The organism is Jeotgalibacillus terrae, assembly GCF_016908195.1.
Taxonomy (GTDB): Bacteria; Bacillota; Bacilli; order Bacillales; family Jeotgalibacillaceae; genus Jeotgalibacillus; species Jeotgalibacillus terrae.
In genome coordinates this window covers 14,091-35,485 of the sequence record NZ_JAFBDK010000009.1, presented here as the reverse complement: position 1 = coordinate 35,485, position 21,395 = coordinate 14,091, and the positions used below count along the sequence as shown (strand labels likewise).

The following is a 21,395-nucleotide window of genomic DNA, read 5'->3' as shown; positions in this document are numbered from 1 at the left end:
TTAATCATCATCTTCATTCGAGAACATATAGGTCCTGTGATGGAATTTCATTGAGAATAACAATCCGAGTGCAAACAATGTACCGATCAGTGAGCTTCCCCCGTAACTGATCAGCGGCAGTGGAATTCCTGTGATTGGCAGCAGCTGAATGGTCATGCCGATATTCTGAAATACGTGGAAGGTAATCATACTGATTACGCCTGCACACACATATACATTGAATTGGCTCTTTGTTTCAAGTGCTACTTTTGTTAAATGGTAGATCAGCAAAAAGAATAAGCTGACAACAATACTTGCTCCAATAAATCCATATTCTTCACCGATGACTGCAAAAATAAAGTCAGTATGATTATCGGGTACATATACCTGCCGATCCTGATAACCTTTACCGAAAATTTCACCTGACCCGATCGCACTCATTGCAGTGGTGAGCTGATAAGCATCACCTGAAGCATAGCTGTATGGATCAAGCCATGAGTAGATTCGACGCAGCTGATAATCATCGAAAAAGCGCTCCATCAGGTCGCGTCTGAATAGTACGAGATAGATCGCTGAAGCTGCAATTGCACCAACTGAAGCAAATGTAGGAAGCAGCAGCTTCCACGTAATACCCGATACAAGGATAATACCAATTGTAATCGCAATAAAGACAAGCATGGTACCAAGGTCAGGCTGTTCATTAATCAGTATAAAAGGAATACCGACAATCAGTCCGATTTTTGCGAGCAGCCATATGTCGCTCTTTAAATCCCTGTTAATAAATGCTTCATTATGGCCCGCTACAACTCTAGCCAGAACAAGGATGGTAAAAGTCTTCATAAATTCAGAAGGCTGGAGTGTTCCGATAACCGGGAAGTTATACCAGCTGTAAGCACCGTTGATATACGGAACAAGCGACTCCGGAAGGACAAGCAGACCGACAAGTAAAACGATCCCTATCCCGTAAAACACCCAGGCTAATTTCCTGTATTGATCCATATCAAAATACATCATCATACCAATCAGGACGAAGCCTGCCCCGTAGATCATGCCCTGCCTGATTGCGAAATTGGTCCCGATAGCGGCATACTGACCCGTTGTCTGGGCAGATGAAATCGCCAGCACACTTGCAATCATAAATAAAATCAGCAGTGATGCAAGGGTCCAGTCTATTCTGTCTGAAAAGTGTTTATTTGTATTCAATCTATTCACCTGAATTCTAATTTTTCCTCTATGAACAATGCATTCAGCGTATCAGATTATACACTGTTTCACAATTCACTAGAAGTCACAACGCCTGAAAATGTTTCATTACTTTTGTCATAAACGTCTGTCTAATAGACGGATGAGCATCCAAAAAAGTTTCTTTTTCTCCTTTTTCAAACAATTTGATACAATGAAAATATGAGGTTACATAGAGGAGATGGTGGCATGAAGAATCAGGGAAGCAGCCAGGGCTGGATTTATCTTCATTTGAATACAGCACAGGATTTTGCAATGTCCAGCGGGATTGATATGAAGGACTTTTATCATGCGTTATCAGACAGGCTGCATCACCTGCTCCTCTTAAAGCATAAATTTGAGCAGTCTTCTTTCAACATGCATACATATCTGGAATATGTGCATGAACAGGAAGTAAGCGATCTCGTAAAAGAGGACATAGCTGCTTACGGAGAATTCTGCTGGATTGATTTTGAGGATGAAGCAGGCGTTGATGAGATGAGCGCACAGGAATTAGCGGAACTATTATATATGGGACATATGAAGTACCATCTGAACCTGCCGTTTTATAAAAAATTAAACAACCGTTTTGTCTATTTATCAACGGAGGACGGAATGCTCAACCGTACATATTATAAGGAGTGGACAGACTTCTTTTTAATGATTGGAAAGGTGATTCCTGAAAAAATAGCAGTGCGCAAAAATACAAAGCTGCTTCAGTTCAAAAAAGAAAAAGCACTCTCTCCGATTCCGAAAGAAGTGGTGATGAAAATTTCACACCTGCTAAGAGAAGGGGTAGTCATTTCATTCCAGCACAGTGTGGTTAATAAAGGAAAAGTCGAGGTGCCGGTCTGGGTATCGGGTGACTACGTAAATATGGATGATCTGCAGGAAGATATGCAGAAAAAATATAAGCGTGAGCCGTCTGCAGTGTTTTCTTATGACCGGAAAACAAAAGAATGGTCGGCAGTATGATTAATCGGGCACTTGCATGAAGCAGGTGCCTATTTTTATAAGAAAAGCGGAAGGCGCTCGATCAGCTCCGACAGGCATAAGACGGGGAGCTAGCGCCTGTATAGTGAATGAAATACGTTAAACCTTGAAGGTACTTTAAAGGAGCGGTTAAATCAATGAAAAAAATGTCCATTCTTATAACTGGTCTGCTGCTTACCGGCTGCAGTTCAGCGTCTGACACAGAGGAGATTGACCTTTCAAATCGATCATGGGAAGACATAACAGAAGCGGCGGCAGGTGAAACAGTCCGACTTTATATGTGGGGCGGGGATACAGGTATTAACAGCTACATTGATGAGTATGCCATTCCTGCGCTGAAAGAAGAGTATGATGTCACACTTGAGCGGGTTCCGCTTGATACAAATGAAATTATTCAGAAGCTTGAGACTGAAAAAAGAGCAGATCAGAATGAAGGGACAATCGATCTGATCTGGATGAATGGAGAGAATTTCAAGCGTGCGAAAGAAGGGGATCTTCTCTTCGGACCTTTTGTTGAAGAGATTCCATCTTATCAGGAATATTATCAGGCTGAGGATTACGCCTATGATTTCGGCACAGCAACTGAAGGCTACGAAGCACCATGGGGGAAAGTTCAGTTCGTTTTTCAATATGACTCGGCAGTTGTGGATACGCCGCCTTCAACACTTGATGAACTTGCAGACTGGGTTGCAGAGAATCCAGGGAGATTTACATATCCTGAAGCGAGTGACTTTACAGGCAACGCCTTTATCAGACACGTGATGCTAGGTAAAGCTGCAGAAGCGGATGAACTGCTCGGGGAACCTTATGAGCCGCTTGAAGAAGAACAGTCAGCTGCTATGTGGGACTTTTTGAATCAGCTTGAACCTGATCTATGGAGAGGCGGGGAGACATATCCTGCTTCACTTGAAGAGCTTGACCGCCTGTACAGCCAGGGGGAAGTATGGATAACGATGGGATACAACGAGGCACGTGCTGAATCACTTGTGCGTGACGGTATTTTCCCTGAAACAACTGAATCCTTTGTGCTTGAAGATCCCGGCTCAATCGGAAATACACATTTTCTCTCCATCCCTTATAACAGTCCGAATAAAGAAGCTGCCATGGCAGCGATTGACTTCTTCTTAAGTCCGGATGCTCAGCTTGAAAAACTGAAGCCTGATTACTGGGGTGAAAGTACGCCGCTTGATCAGGCGAGCTTAAGTGAAGAGCAGCGTGCAGCATTTGATGAACTTGATCGCGGCCAGACAGTGCCGGATGCAGAAAAACTTGCTGACACGTATATTTCTGAAGTAGACGCAGGATACGTGGAATGGATCGAAACGGAGTGGCGTAATGAAGTGGCAGCGGACTAACGGATTGTTTCTGCTGCTTCTGCCGGCTTATGCATTCTTACTGCTTGCCGGAGGAAGTTTTATACTCGCTTTTATCGAAAGTACAGGCAACGGTGAAGGGTTCACATGGTCTTATTATCTATCACTTTTTGACCGTCGTGAGCTGACAGATGGCTTGACCTACAGTATATGGATTACAGTCAGTTCAACAGTCGTTTCCCTGATCACTGGCTGGCTGATCGTCAGAAGTTTTTATCGTCTGATTGATGGAAATGCAAAATGGCTTGTGTGGATTCCGATGCTGTTTCCGCATTTCGTATGGGGATATTTTGTGCTCCTTTTACTAGGACAGAGCGGGCTGATCTCAACTGCACTGGTTCAAAGCGGGCTGCTTGAGGACCGGACATTATTTCCGGTGCTCGTTCAGGACAGAAGCGGAATCGGTATTTTTATCACCTATGTATGGAAAGAGATTCCCTTTGTCATTTTAATGCTGCTCCCTGTCTATCTACAGCTCCCGCGTCAGTTCCGGGAAGTGAATACCGTACTTGGCGGCGGGCAGAGACACTGGTTCAAAACGGTTGAATGGCCGTGGATAAAGCCGGTGATGTTTGAGACAGGGCTGATTATTACAGCATTTATCTTTACTGCCTATGAAGTGCCAGGTCTGCTCGGGGTATCTTACCCGCAGATGACACCGGTCATTGCCTATGACTGGTTCTACAGCGCTTCAGGAGAAGAACGGTCAATGGCCTTTGCGCTGTTGATGCTTGCGGCTTTCATCCTGGGGGCATGCGCATTAACAGGCTTTGCGCTGATGAATAAAAGAAGAATGCTGCTGTCAAAAAGCAGCCACCGTTATTAGGAGGGGACAATGAAAAAGAACATTTTTTATATGAGCAGTGTGATCTTCTTTTTAATTCCCGTCCTTTTACTGATATTAAAAAGCATAACTGCCCCGTGGCGCTCTGGAAATCTGCCTGACTGGACACTCAGAGGCTGGGAAACAGTTTTTCAGGATAGCAGAGTGATTGAATCAATGGCGATCACGCTTGGCATTGCACTTGCTGTTGCACTCATTAATCTGATCGTGGGCATCCCTGTAGCAAAAGCACTTTCCCACCGGTCTTTTAAGCTGAAGAATACGCTTGAAGTGCTGCTGCTATTACCACTATTTCTGCCGGTCATAGCCGCTGCGATGGGGCTTCACATTACAATGATCCGTCTCGGACTCGCAAATACGTGGATCGGTGTTACGATTGTTCACCTGGTGCCGACCATACCCTACACAATTAAAGTGTTAAAAGCAGGATATGATCGGATTCCGCAGGATATGCTCAATCAGGGCAGGATGCTAAAAGCAGGTGTCTGGCACGCTTTCCGTACGATTGAACTGCCACTTCTCATTCCAAGCATCAGAAGTGCCATCTTTCTCGCTGTTACGATCAGTGCCGGTCAATATGTACTGACCGCTATTATTGGCGGAGGCAGCGTGATTACAATGCCAATCATCTATTATCCGTTTTTGCAGTCAGCTGATGATACAGTCATGTCTGCATTCTCAGTCGCATTTGTACTCATTCCTGCAGCAGCCGTTCTCATTGCAGAAGCAGCTGCTATGGCACTTGCGGGCAGATTATTTATAAAAAGGAGGAGCATACAATGACTCTCCCCTATCTGGAAGTAAAAAACGTCTCAAAACAATTTGATAAAGCAGAAATTTTCAAAGATCTATCATTCTCTCTCAAAAAAGGTGAGATTCTGTCACTCGCAGGCCCTTCAGGTACAGGGAAATCCACCCTTCTTCGCTGTCTGGCAGGGCTGGATCATTTTTCAAATGGAGAAGTGCTGATCGAAGATACTGATCTGTTAGCTATGCAGGTAAAAAAGCGTCCGGTTGGTATGGTGTTTCAGCAGGCGCTGCTGTTTCCGCACCTGACACTTTTAGAAAATGTTGCTTACGGGAAAAAGATTACGCATGGCAAAAAAGAAGCGTATGAAATGGCGCACAGTTATTTGAAGGAAGTAGGACTTGAAAACCATGTGAAACAATACCCCCACGAACTTTCAGGCGGTCAGCAGCAGCGGGCAGCACTGGTCAGAGCCATGCTGTTAAAGCCGAAACTCCTGCTGCTCGATGAACCTTTTTCAAGCCTTGACCCCGGTCTCAGAAAAGAGCTGAGAGAATGGGTCAGAAGTTTTTTGAAAAAAGAAGAGATGACATCTATTTTTGTTACCCATGATAAAGATGAAGCGATGCTGCTCGGTGACCGCACAGCTGTGATGGCTGAAGGGAGACTGCAGCAAATCGGTCTTCCTCATGAGCTGTATCATACGCCGCATAATGCGCTCGTTGCTGAGCTGTATTCAGATGTGATCGTACTCGATGAAGCACGGTACTGTCCGGCTGAAAAAGCCAGCTGGCGTGCAGAAAGAAAAGATGGGCATGAGTGGTTTGAGGCAGAGTGGGTAAATGAAACATATCACTTCGGCAGGAGACTGGCGCATATAAGGCTTATCTCAACCGGCCGCCGTATTACGATTCCGGCAGGTGAGTCGGGGAAGGAAGCAAGTGGATATGTAACAATTCCGCCTGAAGCAATCAAATATTTTAAAGAAACATGATAAGAGAAAGAGGGAAGGGGGCAGGGCATGAACAGAAAAACAGTGTTAGCGATCATTGGGATACTGCTGGCTGCAGCAGGATTGTTCTGGTTTAACAGAACCTATCTGAATGTATCGCCTGTAGATATTCAGCAGTGGATCCAGTCGCTGCACTGGTGGGGACCGCTGTTATTTATCCTGATCTATATGGTCAGACCGCTGATTCTGTTCCCTGCTTCAGTTTTGTCAATCGCAGGCGGTCTTGCTTTTGGGGCAGTATTCGGGTTCATTTACATTATGATAGGTGCGACACTGAGTGCGATTGTCGCATATTTTATTGCCCGCCGTTTTAACCGGTCATTTATTAAAAAGATTCAGGACCCCAGAGTGCAGCTGGTTACGTCTAAGATGGAAGAGAAAGGGTTTTTGTATGTGCTGATCCTGAGACTTGCACCTCTTTTAAACTTTGATCTTGTCAGTTACTCTGCAGGGCTCGCAAACGTGAAATTGAAGGATTTTACCCTGGCTACGATCATTGGTATTGTTCCCGGAACATTCGGCTATAGTTTTCTGGGCTCAAGTGTAGCAGAAGGGGATATGAGAATTATTTTACTCGGTCTTGCATTTCTTGCAGCATTCATTGCTGTTTCATTTATTTTCAGGAAAAAAGTAGCCGTGTGGCTTGGTCTTAAAAAAGAGAAGAATGAAGAGTAGGGGGTGCTGACACTGCTTGATACATATGGAAGGAAATATGCAGAACCGGTAATTCGTAAAACGGCTGACCGGTTTTTAACATTCGGCTGGACCGCTAACCAGGTAACCATTGGCGCATTTATCATCGGAGCGACTTCCGGCCTGATCTATTATCTCGGTTTCCCGGTCCTGGCTGTCATCGTCCTATGGCTTTCAGGATTTCTTGATGCAGTGGACGGATCAATGGCACGGGCAACGAAAACGTCACCTTTTGGCACAGTGATGGATGTCACCTTTGACCGTATCGTGGAGATCAGTGTCATTCTTGGTGTCGCTTTTCTCTACCCTGATATCATGTGGGCGGCCCTATTGTTAATGGCGTCGATTGTGATTTCGATGACGATATTTTTAACCGTCGGAAATGTTTCTGAGAACAATGGAGTAAAGTCTTTTCGCTATCAGGCTGGGCTTGCTGAGAGAACGGAAGGTTTTCTTTTCCTGAGTGTGATGATGCTCGCCCCATCCATCGTCTTGTGGACAACCCTGGCATTCTTCGCAGTCGAATTGTTTACCGCGGGACAGCGGTTTATGGAGGCGAAGAGATTATTGGGATGAGCCCCGTTCTTATCGTCTGCACCGGAAGCAAACCGAAAAAAGCACAGAGCGGTTAGCCGCCCTGTGCTTTTACTTACTGCGCCAACTGCTGTTCAGCAAACTCCCGGTAAAGCGGGTGCGTCTCAATCAGCTGACTATGTGAACCGATCCCTGTGATCCGGCCCTTTTCAATAAAAATAATCTTATCCGCATCTACAATTGTAGACAGGCGGTGCGCAATGACAAATGTCGTACGGCCTTCCATCAGCCGTGTCAGCGCCTGCTGCACAATTCCTTCAGACTGACTGTCAAGACTTGCCGTTGCTTCATCCATCATCAAAATTTTTGGATCCCTCAGAAAAGCCCGCGCAATCGCAATCCGCTGCCTTTGTCCACCTGACAGTTTTACGCCACGTTCGCCAACCTCTGTATTCAGTCCTTCAGGAAATTCCCTGATAAAAGGCTCGGCATAAGCCATGGCCGCAACTTCCCACAAACGTTCATCGCTGATTGACGTTGCATCTGTTAACCCATAGGTTAAATTATCGCGAATTGTCCCAGCCATCATCGGACTATCCTGTGACACATACCCGATCTGACTGCGCCACGCATCCATTGAGAGGCTCGTCACCGACGTGTCCCCAATAAAAATCGCTCCATCAGAAGGCTCATAAAAACGCTCAATCAGCCCGAACATCGTTGTCTTTCCGCCTCCACTCGGTCCGGCAAAGGCGACCATCTCACCAGGCTGCGCTTCAAATGACACGTTGGATAATATCGGCTCACCTTCTTCATAAGAGAAAGAAACATTCCGCACATGAACCGGCAGCCCGCTGATATCCATCTCCTCACCGGAACGTCCTGTTTCCTGAGGTGTATCAATAATACCGATAATCCGTTCTGTCGCACCCTTTGCTTTTTGAAGCTGTGTAAAAAACATCGCAAACGACGTAATCGGAAAAACGATCTGGAACAAGTAGAGTAAAAATGCAACAAGAGATCCGGTCGTCATAGAGCCTTCAGCAACACGAATACCGCCATAACCGATTATAACGACAATAACAGCCATCATAATCAGGTAGATAAGAGGTCCGACAATCGCGAAAATTTTCATCTCTTTTAATCCAAATGACAGCAGCTTACGGATCCCGCCTTTCCCTTTTTCAGACTCAAATGTCTCTGCATTTGAAGCCTTCATCAACCGGATTTCACTTAACGTCTGCTGGATCTTACCGGTGAAAGTTGCCGTCTCATCCTGCAGTCCGCGTGAGATCTTAGACATCTGCCGCCCAAGCGGGATCATAATTCCGACTGTTACTGGTACAGAAATCAGCATCAGCAGTGTCATCTTCCAATCCATAATCAGCAGAATAATGACTGCACCGATAATCGTAATAATTCCGGTGATAGACTGAGGGAAGTGCTGTGAGATCAGATCTTTTACAATCCCTGTATCATTGACTACCCGGCTCACAGACTCACCGCTTGCCTTCTGATCATAATAACTGACAGGCAGCCTGATCATCTTTTCCCACATCTGTTCACGCAGTCTTGCCACAACGACCTGTCCGGTATAGCCCAGTAAATACGTCGATCCGCCGTCAATCAGCGCCTGCACAATAAACACAATCGCAATCGCAGCCACAAGCCAGCCGTTCAGATCCACAGAAAAACCATCAACCAGTTCTCTTGTCAGTAAAGGGATGGTCAGTCCGACAAGTGTGGTCAGGATACTTCCTGCAAGACCGAGCGATAAGGCCAGCCGCGGCACTTTTGTTGATAAAATTAACTGAATAAATGGTTTCAAACTGGTTTCGTTGTTAGCCATGAAATACTCCTGTTCTTAAAAATGTGTATAGGTAAATTATATCTTATTTAACTCTGAATAAGGGAGACGGTGCCTGTATACTTTATTTTCAGGCTGGCCCCCTGCTATGATGGAGAAAACACGCAGGAGGATTTTATGAAAACAGTTATTCTTGCAGGGGGCGGTCACACGCATCTTGAAGTACTGAAGCGTCTGTCGTCACATCACGATTCTTCAGTAAAGTGGATCCTCGTGTCTGCCTCCCGCTACCATTATTATTCCGGAATGTTCTCAGGCTTTGCCGAAGGGTTATATGGAATAGAAGACATTCGGATTGATCTCAAACAGTTATGCGAAAATAAACACATTCATTTTATAGAAGCATCAGTAGAATCATTTGATCCTGAACATAAAACTGTCACTCTCTCAGACGGAGAACGCCTGACATACGATCGCCTTTCACTCGATATCGGTTCTCATACAGCACCGGATCAGATCGAAGGACTCTCAGAAAGACAGACGCAGATGAAGCCTGCGCACCTTTTTCCTGACAGAATTGAAGCATGCCGCAAAGCAAAAGAGCTCGTGATCATCGGAGGCGGTGCAGCAGCCTGTGAAATGGCGTTCTCATTCCATCAGTGGAAACAGCAGCACGGACGCAAATACGACCGTATCACGGTGATTGCCTCAAATGAATTCATTGACCAGAGATCAGATCAGGTTATTGAAGCAATGTTCGAGGAAAAAGGCATTCATTTTATAAAAAATGATTATGCTGTAAAAGTAACGGACCGACACGTTATCACAAAAAATGATAAAAACATTCTATATAAAGAAGTAATCTTTCTCGGCGGGGCACAGGCGCCTGATCTTTTGAAGACATCCGGCCTGCCTGTAGATCAGAAAGGATTTATAAAAGTAAATGCAGGATTACAGACGATTGATAACAGCAGCGTGTTTTCAGCCGGCGACTGCGCGGCCCTTGTTACACACCCGGATCTGCCAAAAAGCGGGGTTTATGCAGTCAGGCAGGGTGAAGTGCTTTATCACAACCTGCTCGCAAGTCTGAACCGTGAGCCACTCGCTGATTACACGCCGCAACAACGAGCGCTCATTCTGCTCTCGACAGGCGGAATGGAAGCGCTCATGCTCTATGGTAAATGGCGTAAAGCCGGCCGCTGGGCGTGGCTGTGGAAGGACTATATTGATCGTGGTTATATGCGGAAATATCAATAAACAGATGAAAAGCCCGTAAAAGCGTGTGTGCTTTTACGGGCTTTTTGAGGTTATTTGTTGTTAAGCGGTTGTTTTTTGGTAAAAGATGTTGCATAGGTCTATTTACATCATTTCCTGTACATCGGTTGAAATCTCCTGAACGTCCGGTGTAATTTTCTGAACACCAGCTGGATTTTCATGAACACCATGTGTAATGTCATGAACCACAGCCAAAATCTCACGAACCATCAACCGGCTTTCGTCACCGCTTCACCTTTTACCTTACGTTTTGTAAAACGATCCACAATAGAGCTGATCGCACCATCACCCGTTACGTTTGCTGCAGTACCAAGGCTGTCCTGCGCGAGGTAAAGAGCAAGCATCAGAGACGTCATTGCACCTGAGAAGCCGAGCATGGATTCAAGCAGGCCGAGTGAAGCGACGACTGCGCCACCAGGTACACCCGGTGCAGCGATCATTGTCACACCAAGCATCAGAATGAATGGGAAGATCTGACTGAATGTCGCTGTGTCGCCCTGTATAAGCATCACGGCCATCGCACAGCTAACAAGTGTAATCGTGCTTCCTGCTAAATGGATATTAGCCAGCAGCGGAATACAGAAGTCAGCCGTTTTCTCCCGGACACCCATTTTTTTCGACTGCTCAAGTGTGACTGGAATGGTTGAAGCAGAAGACTGTGTACCGAGCGCTGTGAAATAAGCCGGCATCATATTCTTCAGCATTTTAAACGGATTCTTACTGTGCAGTGATCCTGCAGTTGTATAAAGCATAACAAGATACAGCACGTGCAGGATAATAATCATTACGAACACGAGCAGGAAAACGTTAATAATTGCGCTGACCTGGCCACCCTGGGTCATATTCGCAAAAATTCCGAATATGTGAATAGGAAGGAGTGGAATGATGATTTTTTCAATCAGCTTTTGAATAATCGTACGGAATTCTTCCAATCCTTTTTGCAGTAGACTGTTTTTAAAAGCTGAAATCCCGATTCCAAGAACAAATGACAGCAGCAGCGCAGACATAATGCCCATCACAGGTGTCATCTCAATACCGAAATACCCGCCAAGCAGTGCTTCTTCCGGATTCTCAAATGCTTTTGATGCTTGAGAGCCAAGAAGAATGGGGTATAGGATAGTAGCACTCAGGAACGCAAGCAGTCCTGCGATCACTGTTGATGCATAGGCAATACCGGCCGTCAGTCCAAGTGCTTTACCGGCACCGCGCCCCATCGCACCAATACCCGGCGCGATAAATGCAATGATAATCAGTGGGATGGCAAATGACAGAAAACCGCTGAAAATATCATTAAAAGTTGCTGCCACACGGATCAGCCACTCAGGACTGAAGCTCCCGATTGCAATACCAAGTGCAATCGCAATAACAATACGGGGAAGTAATCCGATTTTTTTCATGGTGAAGTCCTCCTGTTGTGTACAGTTGTATTTGATAGATGGATTATAACGCGATGATTATACGTTGTTAAGGGGAAAAACTTAATTAGTAATAATAAAATAATTAAGAATTATCAGTAAAATAAGTGTTTCTAGACTCGAAAAATAGTGTTTTTGTTATAGTGAAAAAACAAAAAACCAATTCATCAAACTCATTTAGAAAAATAAAAAACGTGGTAAGATGGAGAGGTAAATCGAAATGAATTTTTTACATAGATCAAGAGATAAACGGAGGACTATATAAATGAAAACAAAACTATGTCTGCTGTTCGGCGGAAAGTCTGCAGAGCATGAAGTGTCATTACAGACAGCCAAAGCCGTTATTAAAGCACTGGACCTGACAAAATTTGATATTGACCCTGTATTTATTACAAAAGACGGGGAGTGGAGAAAAGGTTCCGCACTGACTGCACCAGTGGAAGATGTGAAACAGCTCCAGTTTGAAGCACAGGCAGAAGTATCACCTGCAGAAGGCCTTGTGCCGGCAAAGGAAGCTTCATACGACATCGTGTTTCCGCTGCTGCACGGACCAAATGGAGAAGACGGTACAGTTCAGGGACTGCTTGAAGTTCTGAATGTTCCTTATGTAGGGAATGGTGTACTTGCATCATCAGCCGGTATGGATAAGGTCATTATGAAGAATCTGTTCAGAGACGCCGGTCTTCCTCAGGTAGGCTATACATCCTTTATCCGCTCTGCCTGGGAGCAGGATAAGGAAGCAAGCTATGTAAAGACAGAAAAAGAAATCGGTTATCCGTGCTTCATTAAGCCTGCAAACCTCGGTTCAAGTGTGGGCATCAGCAAGTGTACAAATCGTGCTGAGCTCGAAGCAGGCTTTGAAGAAGCGTTTCAATTTGACCGCAAGATTGTGATTGAAGAAGGGGTCAAAGCACGTGAAATTGAACTGGGTGTGATTGGCAATGATTTCCCTGAAGTATCAGTACCTGGCGAGATCGTAGCAAAAAAGGACTTTTACGATTATAAATCGAAGTATGTAGACGGTGATTCTGTCATGATTATCCCGGCTGAACTGCCGGATGGCATGGCTGAAAAGCTTCAGGAAATGGCTAAAACTGCATTTCAGACAGTCGACTGCTCGGGACTTGTACGTGCAGACTTCTTTGTCACTGAAGACGATGAAATTTATATCAATGAAATCAACACGATGCCAGGATTCACTCCTTACAGTATGTTCCCGCTCTTATGGGAAAACACTGGTGTACCTTACGCTGAGCTGATTGAAAAGCTGGTTCAGTTCGGCATGGAACGCTATGAAGATAAACAGAAACTAAAAACTTCAATCTGAGGAGAAGCCAGTCATGAAAAAAACGTTAAAAGAAATTGCTGAGATCCTGAAAGCTGACGTTCCTGCCCAAGGGTTTGAAGATGCAGTTGCTGAAGGTGCAAGTATTAATACACTGACAATCCAGCCGGGTAATCTGTTTGTGCCTTTTAAAGGCGAAAAAACTGACGGTCACAAATATGTCCGTCAGGCTTTTGAAAAAGGCGCAGGTATTTCACTGTGGCAAAAAGATGTACCTGATGCCCCGCATGACCTGCCGATTATTCTGGTGGATGACCCTGAAGCTGCACTGCAGCAGCTGGCGTCTGCTTACAGACAGGAAAACCATTTTAAAGTCGTCGCGATTACAGGCAGTAATGGAAAAACAACGACTAAAGACATGATTGCAGGCGTTCTTTCAACTAAATACAGCGTGCAGAAAACAGAAGGAAACTTTAATAATAACCTGGGTCTGCCGTTAACACTGCTGAATATTAAAGAATCCACAGATGTGGCTGTGCTTGAAATGGGTATGAGCGGATTCGGTGAAATCGAACTCCTCAGCAACATTGCAACGCCTGATATCGCAGTGATTACGAATATCGGGGAATCACACCTGCAGGATCTCGGATCAAGAGAGAACATTGCAAAGGCAAAGTTTGAAATCATTTCAGGCCTGAATCAGAACGGCATTCTGTTTTACTATGGTGATGAGCCCTTACTGAAAACACTTGTCGAGCAGGCAGAAGACTTAAAAAGCGCATCGTATGGCTATGAGGATACAAATGGTCTTTACCCGAGAAACACTGAGATCGATGAATCAGGAAGCCGTATCCAGCTGGGTACGGAAGAAACGTGGGTATCTATCCCGGTACTTGGCAGACACAACGTCCTGAACGGCCTTGCGACAATCCGTACAGCGCTTCATCTCGGATTGACGCTTGAAGAAATTGAAGAAGGTTTTGCAAAAACTGAAATGACATCTATGCGTATGGAACGTGTGGAAGGGGTAAACGGAGAAATATTTATTAATGATGCCTACAACGCGAGTCCTACTTCCATGCTCGCTGCGCTACAGTTTTTAGAAGAGGCGAAAGCATCCGGGAAAAAGATCGCTGTGCTCGGTGATATGCTTGAACTCGGGGACAACGAAGAAACTTTTCACCGTGAGATCGGACAGAAGATCAATTTTAATGAGATTCCAGTCCTGCTCACGTACGGTCCGCGCTCAAAGTGGCTTGCTGAAGAAGCCCTCCAGAGAAGCCCGCTTGTCTACTGGTTCAAGGAACATGATGAACTTGTGGCAGAGCTTAAGAAGCATCTTTGTAAAGGAGATCTTGTGCTTGTGAAGGGGTCACGTGGAATGGAGCTTGAGAAAGTGATTGAGGCTTTTAAATAAAGCAGCTGAAAAGCCGTCCTGCGGGGCGGCTTTTTGCGTGGTGTGGGGTGATAAGGCTGTCAGGGAAGACGATGTGACCTTCGGCGGCGGTGATGCGACCACAACCGGACACAATGCAACCATAACTGGCGATGATGCAACCATCAGCAGCCACGACACGACCACAAACGGACACAATGCAACCATAACTGGCGATGATACAACAATCAGCAGCTAAAAGGCGGGATCCGCTAAAGATTTAAAACCTCCATTTATGGGTATAAAAAACGGTAGAAGATTGAACGGAGGGACGTCATGGGACAGACAGGATGCTTGCTGCTTCACGGATTCACAGGCGGGGCTTACGAGGTGAATCCGCTTGCCAGATACCTGCGTGAGCATACAGACTGGATTATTTCAGTGCCGGTGCTCCCCGGCCATGGCAGACATCTCAGGCTGCATGAGACGAACGCAGTTGAATGGATCACATATGCAGAAGAAGAGCTGAAAAGGCTGTATATGTATTGTGACGAAGTATACGTAGTCGGCTTTTCAATGGGCGGTCTCATTGCAGCTTACCTGACCATCCACTATCCGGTGAAAAAACTGGTATTACTCAGTGCAGCAGCCCTTTACATTAATCCAAAACAGATCCTGAGCGACATTAAAATAGTATTTGCAGATACATTAAGACGAAAGCTGAATGAAAATGAATGGTTTGGTCATTATAAATATAAGCTCTTTCATACACCAATCCGCTCCACAAGAGAGTTCAGACGCCTGGCATCGTATGTCGTACCGCTGCTCCCAAAAATCAGCGTGCCTGTTTTCATTGCACAGGGACAGATGGATGGGATCGTGCCTCCAAAAGCAGCGAGATTCGTCTATGACCGGGTTGGAACTTACCAGAAAAGATTATATTTATCAAAATCGTCTAAACACCTGATATGCTATGGGTCCGACTGTGATCAGCTTTTTCATGAGATCGCTTTCTTTTTAAAACAGGAGAAAGTTCCTGACAACGGATGATTGTTTTTTGAAAATAGACATGATAAGATACGTAAGACATCTGCTACAATTAGCAAAAAGCTCTCTTATTTATAAGAAGAGTGTGATATAACTTTTAAATGCGCAATGCGGGAGCATCCCGTGAAGGACGTATTTTGTCCTGCGTATTTTTGATGGTTGTCTTTAACCAGCATGAAAGACCAATTGACATATTGGCATCTCTGACGCACTCGGCCTATGACCGGGTTTTCTTTTTGGGGAAGAAATGCCCCTGTTATTTTAAATGTTAAGGACAACGAACAAAGGCTGTCGCAGTCTTCTGAGCGATCTTAGCTATGTGTATGAAATAGATGATTCACAAAACAAAGGAGAATGAAGGATTTGACACTTTTTTCAGAACTACCAATTAGTCCAGTAATCCAAAAATCAATTAAACGTATGGGATTTGAAGAGGCAACGCCAATTCAGGCTGGCACAATTCCACTATCAGCAGAAGGTAAAGACATTATCGGGCAGGCGCAGACAGGAACAGGTAAAACGGCTGCATTCGGTATTCCTATGCTTGAAAAAGTGGATACTAAATCACAAAACATTCAGGGTCTGATTATCGCACCAACGCGTGAGCTTGCGATTCAGGTTTCTGAAGAGCTTTACAAAATCGGCAGCGACAAGCGTGTGCGTGTACTTTCTGTATATGGTGGACAGGACATTCAGCGTCAGATTCGCGCAATGAAAAAGGCGCCACATATTATCGTAGGTACACCTGGCCGTCTTCTTGACCACATTAACCGTCGTACGCTGAAGCTTGACCAGGTTCAGACACTTGTTCTTGATGAAGCTGATGAAATGCTGAACATGGGATTCATCGATGATATCGAATCAATCCTTAAAAACGTTCCGGAAACTCGCCAGACACTGTTGTTCTCAGCAACAATGCCTGGACCAATCCGCAAGATTGCTGAACGTTTCATGAAGAACCCTGAAGTTGTAAAAGTTCAGGCGAAGGAAATGACTGTTGAAAACATTGAGCAGTTCTTTGTAAAAGCACATGAGCGCGAAAAATTCGACGTACTTTCACGTCTGATCAACGTTCAGTCACCTGAGCTTGCAATCGTATTCGGACGTACAAAGCGCCGTGTTGATGAGCTTGCACGTGCACTTGAAATCCGCGGCTATATGGCTGAAGGAATTCACGGTGACTTAACGCAAGCGAAGCGTATGAGTGTACTTAAGAAATTCAAAGAAGGCCGTATCGACGTACTTGTTGCAACAGATGTTGCTGCACGTGGTCTTGATATCTCAGGCGTTACACACGTATACAACTATGACATTCCTCAAGACCCTGAAAGCTACGTTCACCGTATTGGACGTACAGGCCGTGCAGGTAAAAAAGGTATGGCGATGACATTCGTAACGCCGCGTGAAATGAACTACCTTCGCGTTGTTGAACAAACAACGAAGAAGAAAATGGAGCAAATGCGTCCACCAAGTTCATCAGAAGCACTTGAAGGTCTTCAGCGCGCAGCAGTTGACGAACTGAAAGAAACACTTAAGAAAAACAATCTTGAGGAGTACAAAGTACTTGCTCGTGAACTGTTAAACGATGGCGAAGAATCATTGGATCTAATCGCAGCTGCTCTTAAGATCCTTACTAAAGAGCCGGACGAAACACCAATCGATATCACACCTGAGCGCCCACTTTCTTCTAAGAAGAAATCATACCGCAAAGACGACAAAAAGTTCGGCAACCGCGGTGGAAACCGTGGCGGTAAAGGCGGAGGCGGCGGCAAACCTTACAACAGCCGTCAGCGCCAGCCAAAGCGTCAATCACGCGAAGGGTAAGCAGAAAAGCGGAAGCAGGCGTTTAGGGGCGTATGCGCTGGACTGAAGCGGATTGAGATAAAGGAAACACAGTGAACGAAGTGAGCTGATGTTGACTTATCTTAAGGAGCTGAGGGAAGCGCACTAGCCCCTGCCTGCTGGAGCTGGACAATGGGAAAAGCGTAAGGCGCTCGTTCAGCTCCGACGGGCATAAGACGCGCAGCGGAAAACGGGTGAACTTTCCCGTTTACCGATGGGTGGCTTATGACCCTAGGAGCTAGCGCCTGAAGCTGGACACCAAGAAAAGCATAGGTGAGCATTTAGGGGCGTACATGTTGGACTGAAGCGCCGGAGATAAAGGAAACACGGTGAACGAAGTGAGCCGATGTTGACTTATCGGACAGAGCTGAAGGAAACATGCTAGCCCCTGCAAACCGAAGCTGGACAACATATAAAAAGCTGCACACGGATCTGTTCCGGTGCAGCTTTTTTATTTGAGAAAAAAGCACTGAAGGAAAAGTAGCTGTGCCTGAGGGAATTGTGATGACAGCTGAAGGAATTCGTCCGCGCCCCATCAATCCCCATCCGTCCACTCCAACCCAAACAAAAAAGCCGTCCTAAAAACCAGGACAGCTTTATCATTATTCTCTTTCCTGAAACGTAAAGACAATCCCGTTTGCCTGCAGCATGCCGTCGATTTTAGAAAAAGAGGCCTGCATCTGTCCATTGCGGTCAAATTCAAGGTTTTCGCCATCATTCATTTTAAGAATAAGGGTGTCATATTTCACTTCTTCATTCTGCTTGAGCAGAACAGCATCTTCTATGTCACTCCATGCATATTCATTTGAAGTGACATCGAAAAGATCGTTATGGATAATTTTCTCTTCTCTTAATACAGAATAATTTGTTAAGCTCAGGACCAGCAGGACAAGTGAAACTGCCAGAAGCCCGAAGCCGGTTCCTTTGAACACCTTTCCTTCTTTATACATCAGGAAAAAGAATACAGATAACAGGAGTCCAAAAGCGCCGAAAAGGATATTGGATAGGGCAGGCGTACGTATGGTGATGACATCCCCGTACGAAAAGAACAGATAGTGGAGCAGGTTCGGGCCGATAAAGGCAAAAATCAGCGAAACAATAAAGGTGATCACGCTCAGAACAATCCACATGATATTCCCTTCTGTAAAATCGCGGTGCATAAACATCCTCCTTACAATAATTTCATATCTACTATACAGAATTTTTTGATAAAAAGTTTCGTTTTTTAAAATATTTCATGAAAACTTTTGAAACATATATGACCGGCAGTTCGTATGATAAAGTAGATACATAAAAGATACATATAGACAGGAGAGAAAATGATGGGGAGACAGGAGCCTAAAATGAGAATTTCAGAACGGGCGTTAACCGTCTGGAAGCTTTATGGCTGGATTTCTGCAGCAGTCACCCTGTTGATTGGGGCAGGGTTAACCACACTTACACTCATATTTGACTGGTCGGTATGGTTTATTATCGGCTCAGCGATCGCACTAATACTTGAAATTGTATTGTTTGTTTTTGTACTGCCAACGCTGAAATGGAAACGCTGGCGTTATGAAGTGAGAGAAGAGGAGATTGAACTGCAGCATGGGATCTTTATTGTGACACGTACACTGGTGCCCATGGTTCGTGTGCAGCACGTAGAAACAGAGCAGGGACCGATTTTGCGTAAATACAGGCTTGCAACAGTCAGTATTTCAACAGCAGCCACACTGCATCAGATCCCTGCGCTTGATATTAACGAAGCAGATGCATTAAGAGACTCAATTTCTGCTTTGGCAAGGGTGGCTGAAGACGATGTCTGAGGAAAAACGCCTGCATCCGATTACAGCTGTGATGAATGCACTGAAAACGCTGAAAGAAGCATTTATTCCATTTGTTATCCTGATCTTTTTAAACCGCGGGGAAAGGGAATCGTTTCTTGATTATCTGCCGTTTTTGGTTATGGGTGCCATGGTGATTCTGTTTCTCTTTCTTGGCGTGATTAAATGGTGGCGTTTTAAGTACTGGGTTGAAGAGGATGAACTTAAAATTGAACAGGGTTTATTCGTAAAGAAAAAGCGCTATATTCCTTTTGAAAGAATACAGAGCCTGAACTATACAGAAGGTGTTCTGCACAGGCCTTTAAAGCTTGTGAAAGTTAAGGTTGAGACAGCAGGCAGCTCTTCAACTCTTGAGTCAGAGGCAGAATTGACGGCGATTACAAAAGTTGAAGCAGATGATCTGAACCGCATGATTTCAGCTGCTAAAAAGCGGCTGAAAGAAGAACATTCGGTAGTGCCTGAGGGAGAAGAAATAGTAGAGCAGGAACCGGATGAGCAGGTCCTGTATAAAATGAGCCCGAAAGATCTTGTGGTCATGGCGACTACTTCAGGCGGAGCGGGCGTTGTAATCGGTGGTATCCTGATTTTTCTTTCACAATTTGGCGAGATTATTCCATATGAAGCCGTGTTTCAGGAGCTGATTGATTTTGTGCAAGCAGGCTTCCTGCTTGCAGGGATTTTGGCAGTAGTGGTCTTTTTCGTGGCCTGGCTTATTGCAGTCGGTCTGACGTTCCTGCGCTATGCGCATTTCACAGTGAAGCTTGTGGATAAGGATATTGTGATTACCAGGGGATTGCTTGAGAAAAAGCAGACGACTGTGCCGCTGAAGAGAATCCAGGGCATCACGTTTGATCAGAATATCATGCGGGAGCCGTTTGGATATACATCAGTGACGATCGAAAGTGCAGGCGGATCTGTCCTTGAAAAAGACTCAAATGCGATCAGATTATTGCCGATGATCCGTGAAAAAGAAACCTATGCCATTCTGGATGAAATTCTGCCTGAATATCATTGGAAGACAGAATTTACAGGTGCGCCTAAGCGTGCCCTGAAGCGATATATCTTTTGGAAAGTGTTGTTCTCGTTGGTCTTGATCGTGCCGGTTTCTTATTTCTTTTTTCCGCTCGGCCTGATCTCACTGATATTGATCCCGCTGGCAGTGATCCTGGGCTGGATGCAGTACAAAACAGCAGGCTGGAGCGCGTCGCATGATCAGCTGACACTGAAATACAGAGGCATCAGCAAGCAGATCGTTTACCTGAAAAAGAAACGGATTCAGTCAGTGGAATGGACCCAGACCTTTTTTCAGCATAAAGGAGATGTTGCCACATTGCATGCAACGATTAAATCATATACGAGCGGCAGCCACAGCAGCATTGCACATGTCGCAAAAGAAGATGCCGATCTTGTCATGGACTGGTACAGCCCTGAAGCGGAAGTGAAAAAGGTACACGAACCGATCATGACAAATCCTGAATTAGAAGGACAATAAGAAAATGCCTGGAGTGATAAAAGCTCCAGGCATTTTGCTATTCCCGACGCCGCTGCTGAAAGATAAACAGGCCAATCATTACGCCTGCTGCAAGTCCTGCAAGGTGTGCGGTTATATTAATGTTTGAACTGAAAAATGTCATCACAACACTGATCGCAATGATCGGTACCATGACCTGTCTGATCTCCAGAGGTGCTGCCTGCTTATAAATGAGCCAGATCGCCCCGTATAATCCGAACAGTCCAAAGATCGCCCCACTGGCCCCGACTGAAGAGTAAAAAGGCGGTTGTAATACCCACGTTGCCACATTTGCGATAATCCCGGTAAGTAAATAAACAACTGAGAACTGTACAGACCCAAGCAAGCGTTCAAGTGCAGGTGCAAACAGTACTAATGAAAATGTGTTGAACAGCACATGAAATAAGTCAGCGTGCGCAAAGATCGGCGTAATCAGACGCCAGTATTCTCCCTGAGAAATCAATCCGTTAATGCCTGCGAGTGAAAACAGGACTGAAGATCCAATACCGCCCGGAAGTGAAGTCGCAATAAATACGAGCGCATGGATCAGGATCAACAGTGATACGACAGGGTAAAACCTGATAAACTGTGATAAGCTTTCAGTACGTACAAACAAATG

Annotated in this window: 21 protein-coding genes; 15 read left to right on the top strand and 6 right to left on the bottom strand. The window is 45.2% G+C overall.

Translation table 11 applies throughout. The features are described from left to right. Complete coding sequence (locus JOD21_RS10605; protein ID WP_204729594.1) at window positions 1–1,182, bottom strand: FtsW/RodA/SpoVE family cell cycle protein; 1,182 nt, start codon at window positions 1,180–1,182, stop codon at window positions 1–3. A 228-nt stretch (window positions 1,183–1,410) separates the two neighbouring features. Between JOD21_RS10605 and JOD21_RS10600 the strand changes: the two genes are divergently transcribed. The 7 genes from JOD21_RS10600 to JOD21_RS10570 all read left to right on the top strand — a co-directional run bounded on the left by JOD21_RS10600 (window position 1,411) and on the right by JOD21_RS10570 (window position 7,439). Next, window positions 1,411–2,175: a hypothetical protein gene (locus tag JOD21_RS10600; protein ID WP_204729593.1), complete on the top strand. Its 765-nt coding sequence runs from the start codon at window positions 1,411–1,413 to the stop codon at window positions 2,173–2,175. A gap of 155 nt (window positions 2,176–2,330) precedes the next feature. Continuing rightward, window positions 2,331–3,548 carry an ABC transporter substrate-binding protein gene (locus JOD21_RS10595; protein ID WP_204729592.1) on the top strand — a complete coding sequence of 406 codons (1,218 nt, stop codon included), beginning with the start codon at window positions 2,331–2,333 and terminating at the stop codon, window positions 3,546–3,548. Beyond that, window positions 3,529–4,392, top strand: coding sequence for an ABC transporter permease (locus JOD21_RS10590; protein ID WP_204729591.1), 864 nt, complete (start codon window positions 3,529–3,531; stop codon window positions 4,390–4,392). The genes JOD21_RS10595 and JOD21_RS10590 overlap by 20 nt, the downstream gene beginning before the upstream one ends. Before the next feature lie 9 nt (window positions 4,393–4,401). Next, window positions 4,402–5,193 (top strand): ABC transporter permease, encoded by a 792-nt coding sequence (locus JOD21_RS10585; protein ID WP_204729590.1) that lies wholly within the window; start codon window positions 4,402–4,404, stop codon window positions 5,191–5,193. After that, on the top strand, window positions 5,190–6,152 hold the full coding sequence (locus JOD21_RS10580) for an ABC transporter ATP-binding protein (protein WP_204729589.1): 963 nt from the start codon (window positions 5,190–5,192) through the stop codon (window positions 6,150–6,152). Before JOD21_RS10585 ends, JOD21_RS10580 begins: the two co-directional genes overlap by 4 nt. 27 nt (window positions 6,153–6,179) lie before the next feature. Further along, complete coding sequence (locus tag JOD21_RS10575; protein ID WP_204729588.1) at window positions 6,180–6,845, top strand: TVP38/TMEM64 family protein; 666 nt, start codon at window positions 6,180–6,182, stop codon at window positions 6,843–6,845. A 12-nt stretch (window positions 6,846–6,857) separates the two neighbouring features. After that, window positions 6,858–7,439: a CDP-alcohol phosphatidyltransferase family protein gene (locus tag JOD21_RS10570; RefSeq protein WP_204729715.1), complete on the top strand. Its 582-nt coding sequence runs from the start codon at window positions 6,858–6,860 to the stop codon at window positions 7,437–7,439. A gap of 73 nt (window positions 7,440–7,512) precedes the next feature. Here the strand turns inward: JOD21_RS10570 and JOD21_RS10565 are convergent, their stop codons facing one another. Next, window positions 7,513–9,246 (bottom strand): ABC transporter ATP-binding protein, encoded by a 1,734-nt coding sequence (locus tag JOD21_RS10565; RefSeq protein WP_204729587.1) that lies wholly within the window; start codon window positions 9,244–9,246, stop codon window positions 7,513–7,515. Window positions 9,247–9,381: 135 nt separating this feature from the next. Here JOD21_RS10565 and JOD21_RS10560 point away from each other — a divergent pair, with 135 nt between their 5' ends. Next, entirely contained in the window at window positions 9,382–10,461 is a 1,080-nt protein-coding gene (locus JOD21_RS10560) for an NAD(P)/FAD-dependent oxidoreductase (RefSeq protein WP_204729586.1), read from the top strand. Window positions 10,462–10,563: 102 nt separating this feature from the next. Here JOD21_RS10560 and JOD21_RS19470 read toward each other — a convergent pair whose 3' ends face one another. After that, window positions 10,564–10,689 carry a hypothetical protein gene (locus JOD21_RS19470; RefSeq protein ID WP_275579593.1) on the bottom strand — a complete coding sequence of 42 codons (126 nt, stop codon included), beginning with the start codon at window positions 10,687–10,689 and terminating at the stop codon, window positions 10,564–10,566. Then, on the bottom strand, window positions 10,689–11,876 hold the full coding sequence (locus JOD21_RS10555; RefSeq protein WP_204729585.1) for a dicarboxylate/amino acid:cation symporter: 1,188 nt from the start codon (window positions 11,874–11,876) through the stop codon (window positions 10,689–10,691). Before JOD21_RS10555 ends, JOD21_RS19470 begins: the two co-directional genes overlap by 1 nt. A 283-nt stretch (window positions 11,877–12,159) precedes the next feature. On the opposite strand from JOD21_RS10555, the gene JOD21_RS10550 reads away from it, so the two are divergent. From JOD21_RS10550 to cshA, 5 genes are all read left to right on the top strand, one after another. Next, window positions 12,160–13,221 carry a D-alanine--D-alanine ligase gene (locus JOD21_RS10550; RefSeq protein WP_204729584.1) on the top strand — a complete coding sequence of 354 codons (1,062 nt, stop codon included), beginning with the start codon at window positions 12,160–12,162 and terminating at the stop codon, window positions 13,219–13,221. Between the two features lie 13 nt (window positions 13,222–13,234). Continuing rightward, entirely contained in the window at window positions 13,235–14,596 is a 1,362-nt protein-coding gene (locus JOD21_RS10545) for a UDP-N-acetylmuramoyl-tripeptide--D-alanyl-D-alanine ligase (protein ID WP_204729583.1), read from the top strand. A gap of 37 nt (window positions 14,597–14,633) precedes the next feature. Continuing rightward, a complete protein-coding gene (locus JOD21_RS10540; RefSeq protein WP_204729582.1) occupies window positions 14,634–14,813 on the top strand; it encodes a hypothetical protein in 180 nt (59 codons plus the stop codon). Between the two features lie 77 nt (window positions 14,814–14,890). Next, window positions 14,891–15,604 carry an alpha/beta hydrolase gene (locus JOD21_RS10535; RefSeq protein ID WP_204729581.1) on the top strand — a complete coding sequence of 238 codons (714 nt, stop codon included), beginning with the start codon at window positions 14,891–14,893 and terminating at the stop codon, window positions 15,602–15,604. Between the two features lie 360 nt (window positions 15,605–15,964). Further along, window positions 15,965–17,425 (top strand): degradosome RNA helicase CshA, encoded by a 1,461-nt coding sequence (gene cshA / locus JOD21_RS10530; RefSeq protein WP_204729580.1) that lies wholly within the window; start codon window positions 15,965–15,967, stop codon window positions 17,423–17,425. Window positions 17,426–18,045: 620 nt separating this feature from the next. On the opposite strand, the gene JOD21_RS10525 is transcribed toward cshA, so the two are convergent. Next, window positions 18,046–18,603, bottom strand: coding sequence for a hypothetical protein (locus tag JOD21_RS10525; RefSeq protein WP_204729579.1), 558 nt, complete (start codon window positions 18,601–18,603; stop codon window positions 18,046–18,048). 162 nt (window positions 18,604–18,765) lie between these two features. Between JOD21_RS10525 and JOD21_RS10520 the strand changes: the two genes are divergently transcribed. Further along, the gene (locus tag JOD21_RS10520) at window positions 18,766–19,248 is read left to right on the top strand and encodes a PH domain-containing protein (RefSeq protein WP_204729578.1); all 483 of its coding nucleotides are present in this window, start codon (window positions 18,766–18,768) and stop codon (window positions 19,246–19,248) included. Continuing rightward, entirely contained in the window at window positions 19,241–20,758 is a 1,518-nt protein-coding gene (locus tag JOD21_RS10515; RefSeq protein WP_204729577.1) for a PH domain-containing protein, read from the top strand. Before JOD21_RS10520 ends, JOD21_RS10515 begins: the two co-directional genes overlap by 8 nt. Window positions 20,759–20,795: 37 nt before the next feature. On the opposite strand, the gene JOD21_RS10510 is transcribed toward JOD21_RS10515, so the two are convergent. Further along, a complete protein-coding gene (locus tag JOD21_RS10510) occupies window positions 20,796–21,392 on the bottom strand; it encodes a rhomboid family intramembrane serine protease (RefSeq protein WP_204729576.1) in 597 nt (198 codons plus the stop codon). Window positions 21,393–21,395: the final 3 nt, after the last annotated feature.

Bases quoted from the DNA above. Each gene is read 5' to 3' on its own strand.
- JOD21_RS10600 (WP_204729593.1), top strand. From the start codon at position 1,411: ATGAAGAATCAGGGAAGCAGCCAGGGCTGGATTTATCTTCATTTGAAT.
- JOD21_RS10595 (WP_204729592.1), top strand. From the start codon at position 2,331: ATGAAAAAAATGTCCATTCTTATAACTGGTCTGCTGCTTACCGGCTGC.
- JOD21_RS10590 (WP_204729591.1), top strand. From the start codon at position 3,529: ATGAAGTGGCAGCGGACTAACGGATTGTTTCTGCTGCTTCTGCCGGCT.
- JOD21_RS10585 (WP_204729590.1), top strand. From the start codon at position 4,402: ATGAAAAAGAACATTTTTTATATGAGCAGTGTGATCTTCTTTTTAATT.
- JOD21_RS10580 (WP_204729589.1), top strand. From the start codon at position 5,190: ATGACTCTCCCCTATCTGGAAGTAAAAAACGTCTCAAAACAATTTGAT.
- JOD21_RS10575 (WP_204729588.1), top strand. From the start codon at position 6,180: ATGAACAGAAAAACAGTGTTAGCGATCATTGGGATACTGCTGGCTGCA.
- JOD21_RS10565 (WP_204729587.1), bottom strand. From the start codon at position 9,246: ATGGCTAACAACGAAACCAGTTTGAAACCATTTATTCAGTTAATTTTA.
- JOD21_RS10560 (WP_204729586.1), top strand. From the start codon at position 9,382: ATGAAAACAGTTATTCTTGCAGGGGGCGGTCACACGCATCTTGAAGTA.
- JOD21_RS19470 (WP_275579593.1), bottom strand. From the start codon at position 10,689: ATGGTTCGTGAGATTTTGGCTGTGGTTCATGACATTACACATGGTGTT.
- JOD21_RS10555 (WP_204729585.1), bottom strand. From the start codon at position 11,876: ATGAAAAAAATCGGATTACTTCCCCGTATTGTTATTGCGATTGCACTT.
- JOD21_RS10550 (WP_204729584.1), top strand. From the start codon at position 12,160: ATGAAAACAAAACTATGTCTGCTGTTCGGCGGAAAGTCTGCAGAGCAT.
- JOD21_RS10545 (WP_204729583.1), top strand. From the start codon at position 13,235: ATGAAAAAAACGTTAAAAGAAATTGCTGAGATCCTGAAAGCTGACGTT.
- JOD21_RS10535 (WP_204729581.1), top strand. From the start codon at position 14,891: ATGGGACAGACAGGATGCTTGCTGCTTCACGGATTCACAGGCGGGGCT.
- JOD21_RS10525 (WP_204729579.1), bottom strand. From the start codon at position 18,603: ATGCACCGCGATTTTACAGAAGGGAATATCATGTGGATTGTTCTGAGC.
- JOD21_RS10520 (WP_204729578.1), top strand. From the start codon at position 18,766: ATGGGGAGACAGGAGCCTAAAATGAGAATTTCAGAACGGGCGTTAACC.
- JOD21_RS10515 (WP_204729577.1), top strand. From the start codon at position 19,241: ATGTCTGAGGAAAAACGCCTGCATCCGATTACAGCTGTGATGAATGCA.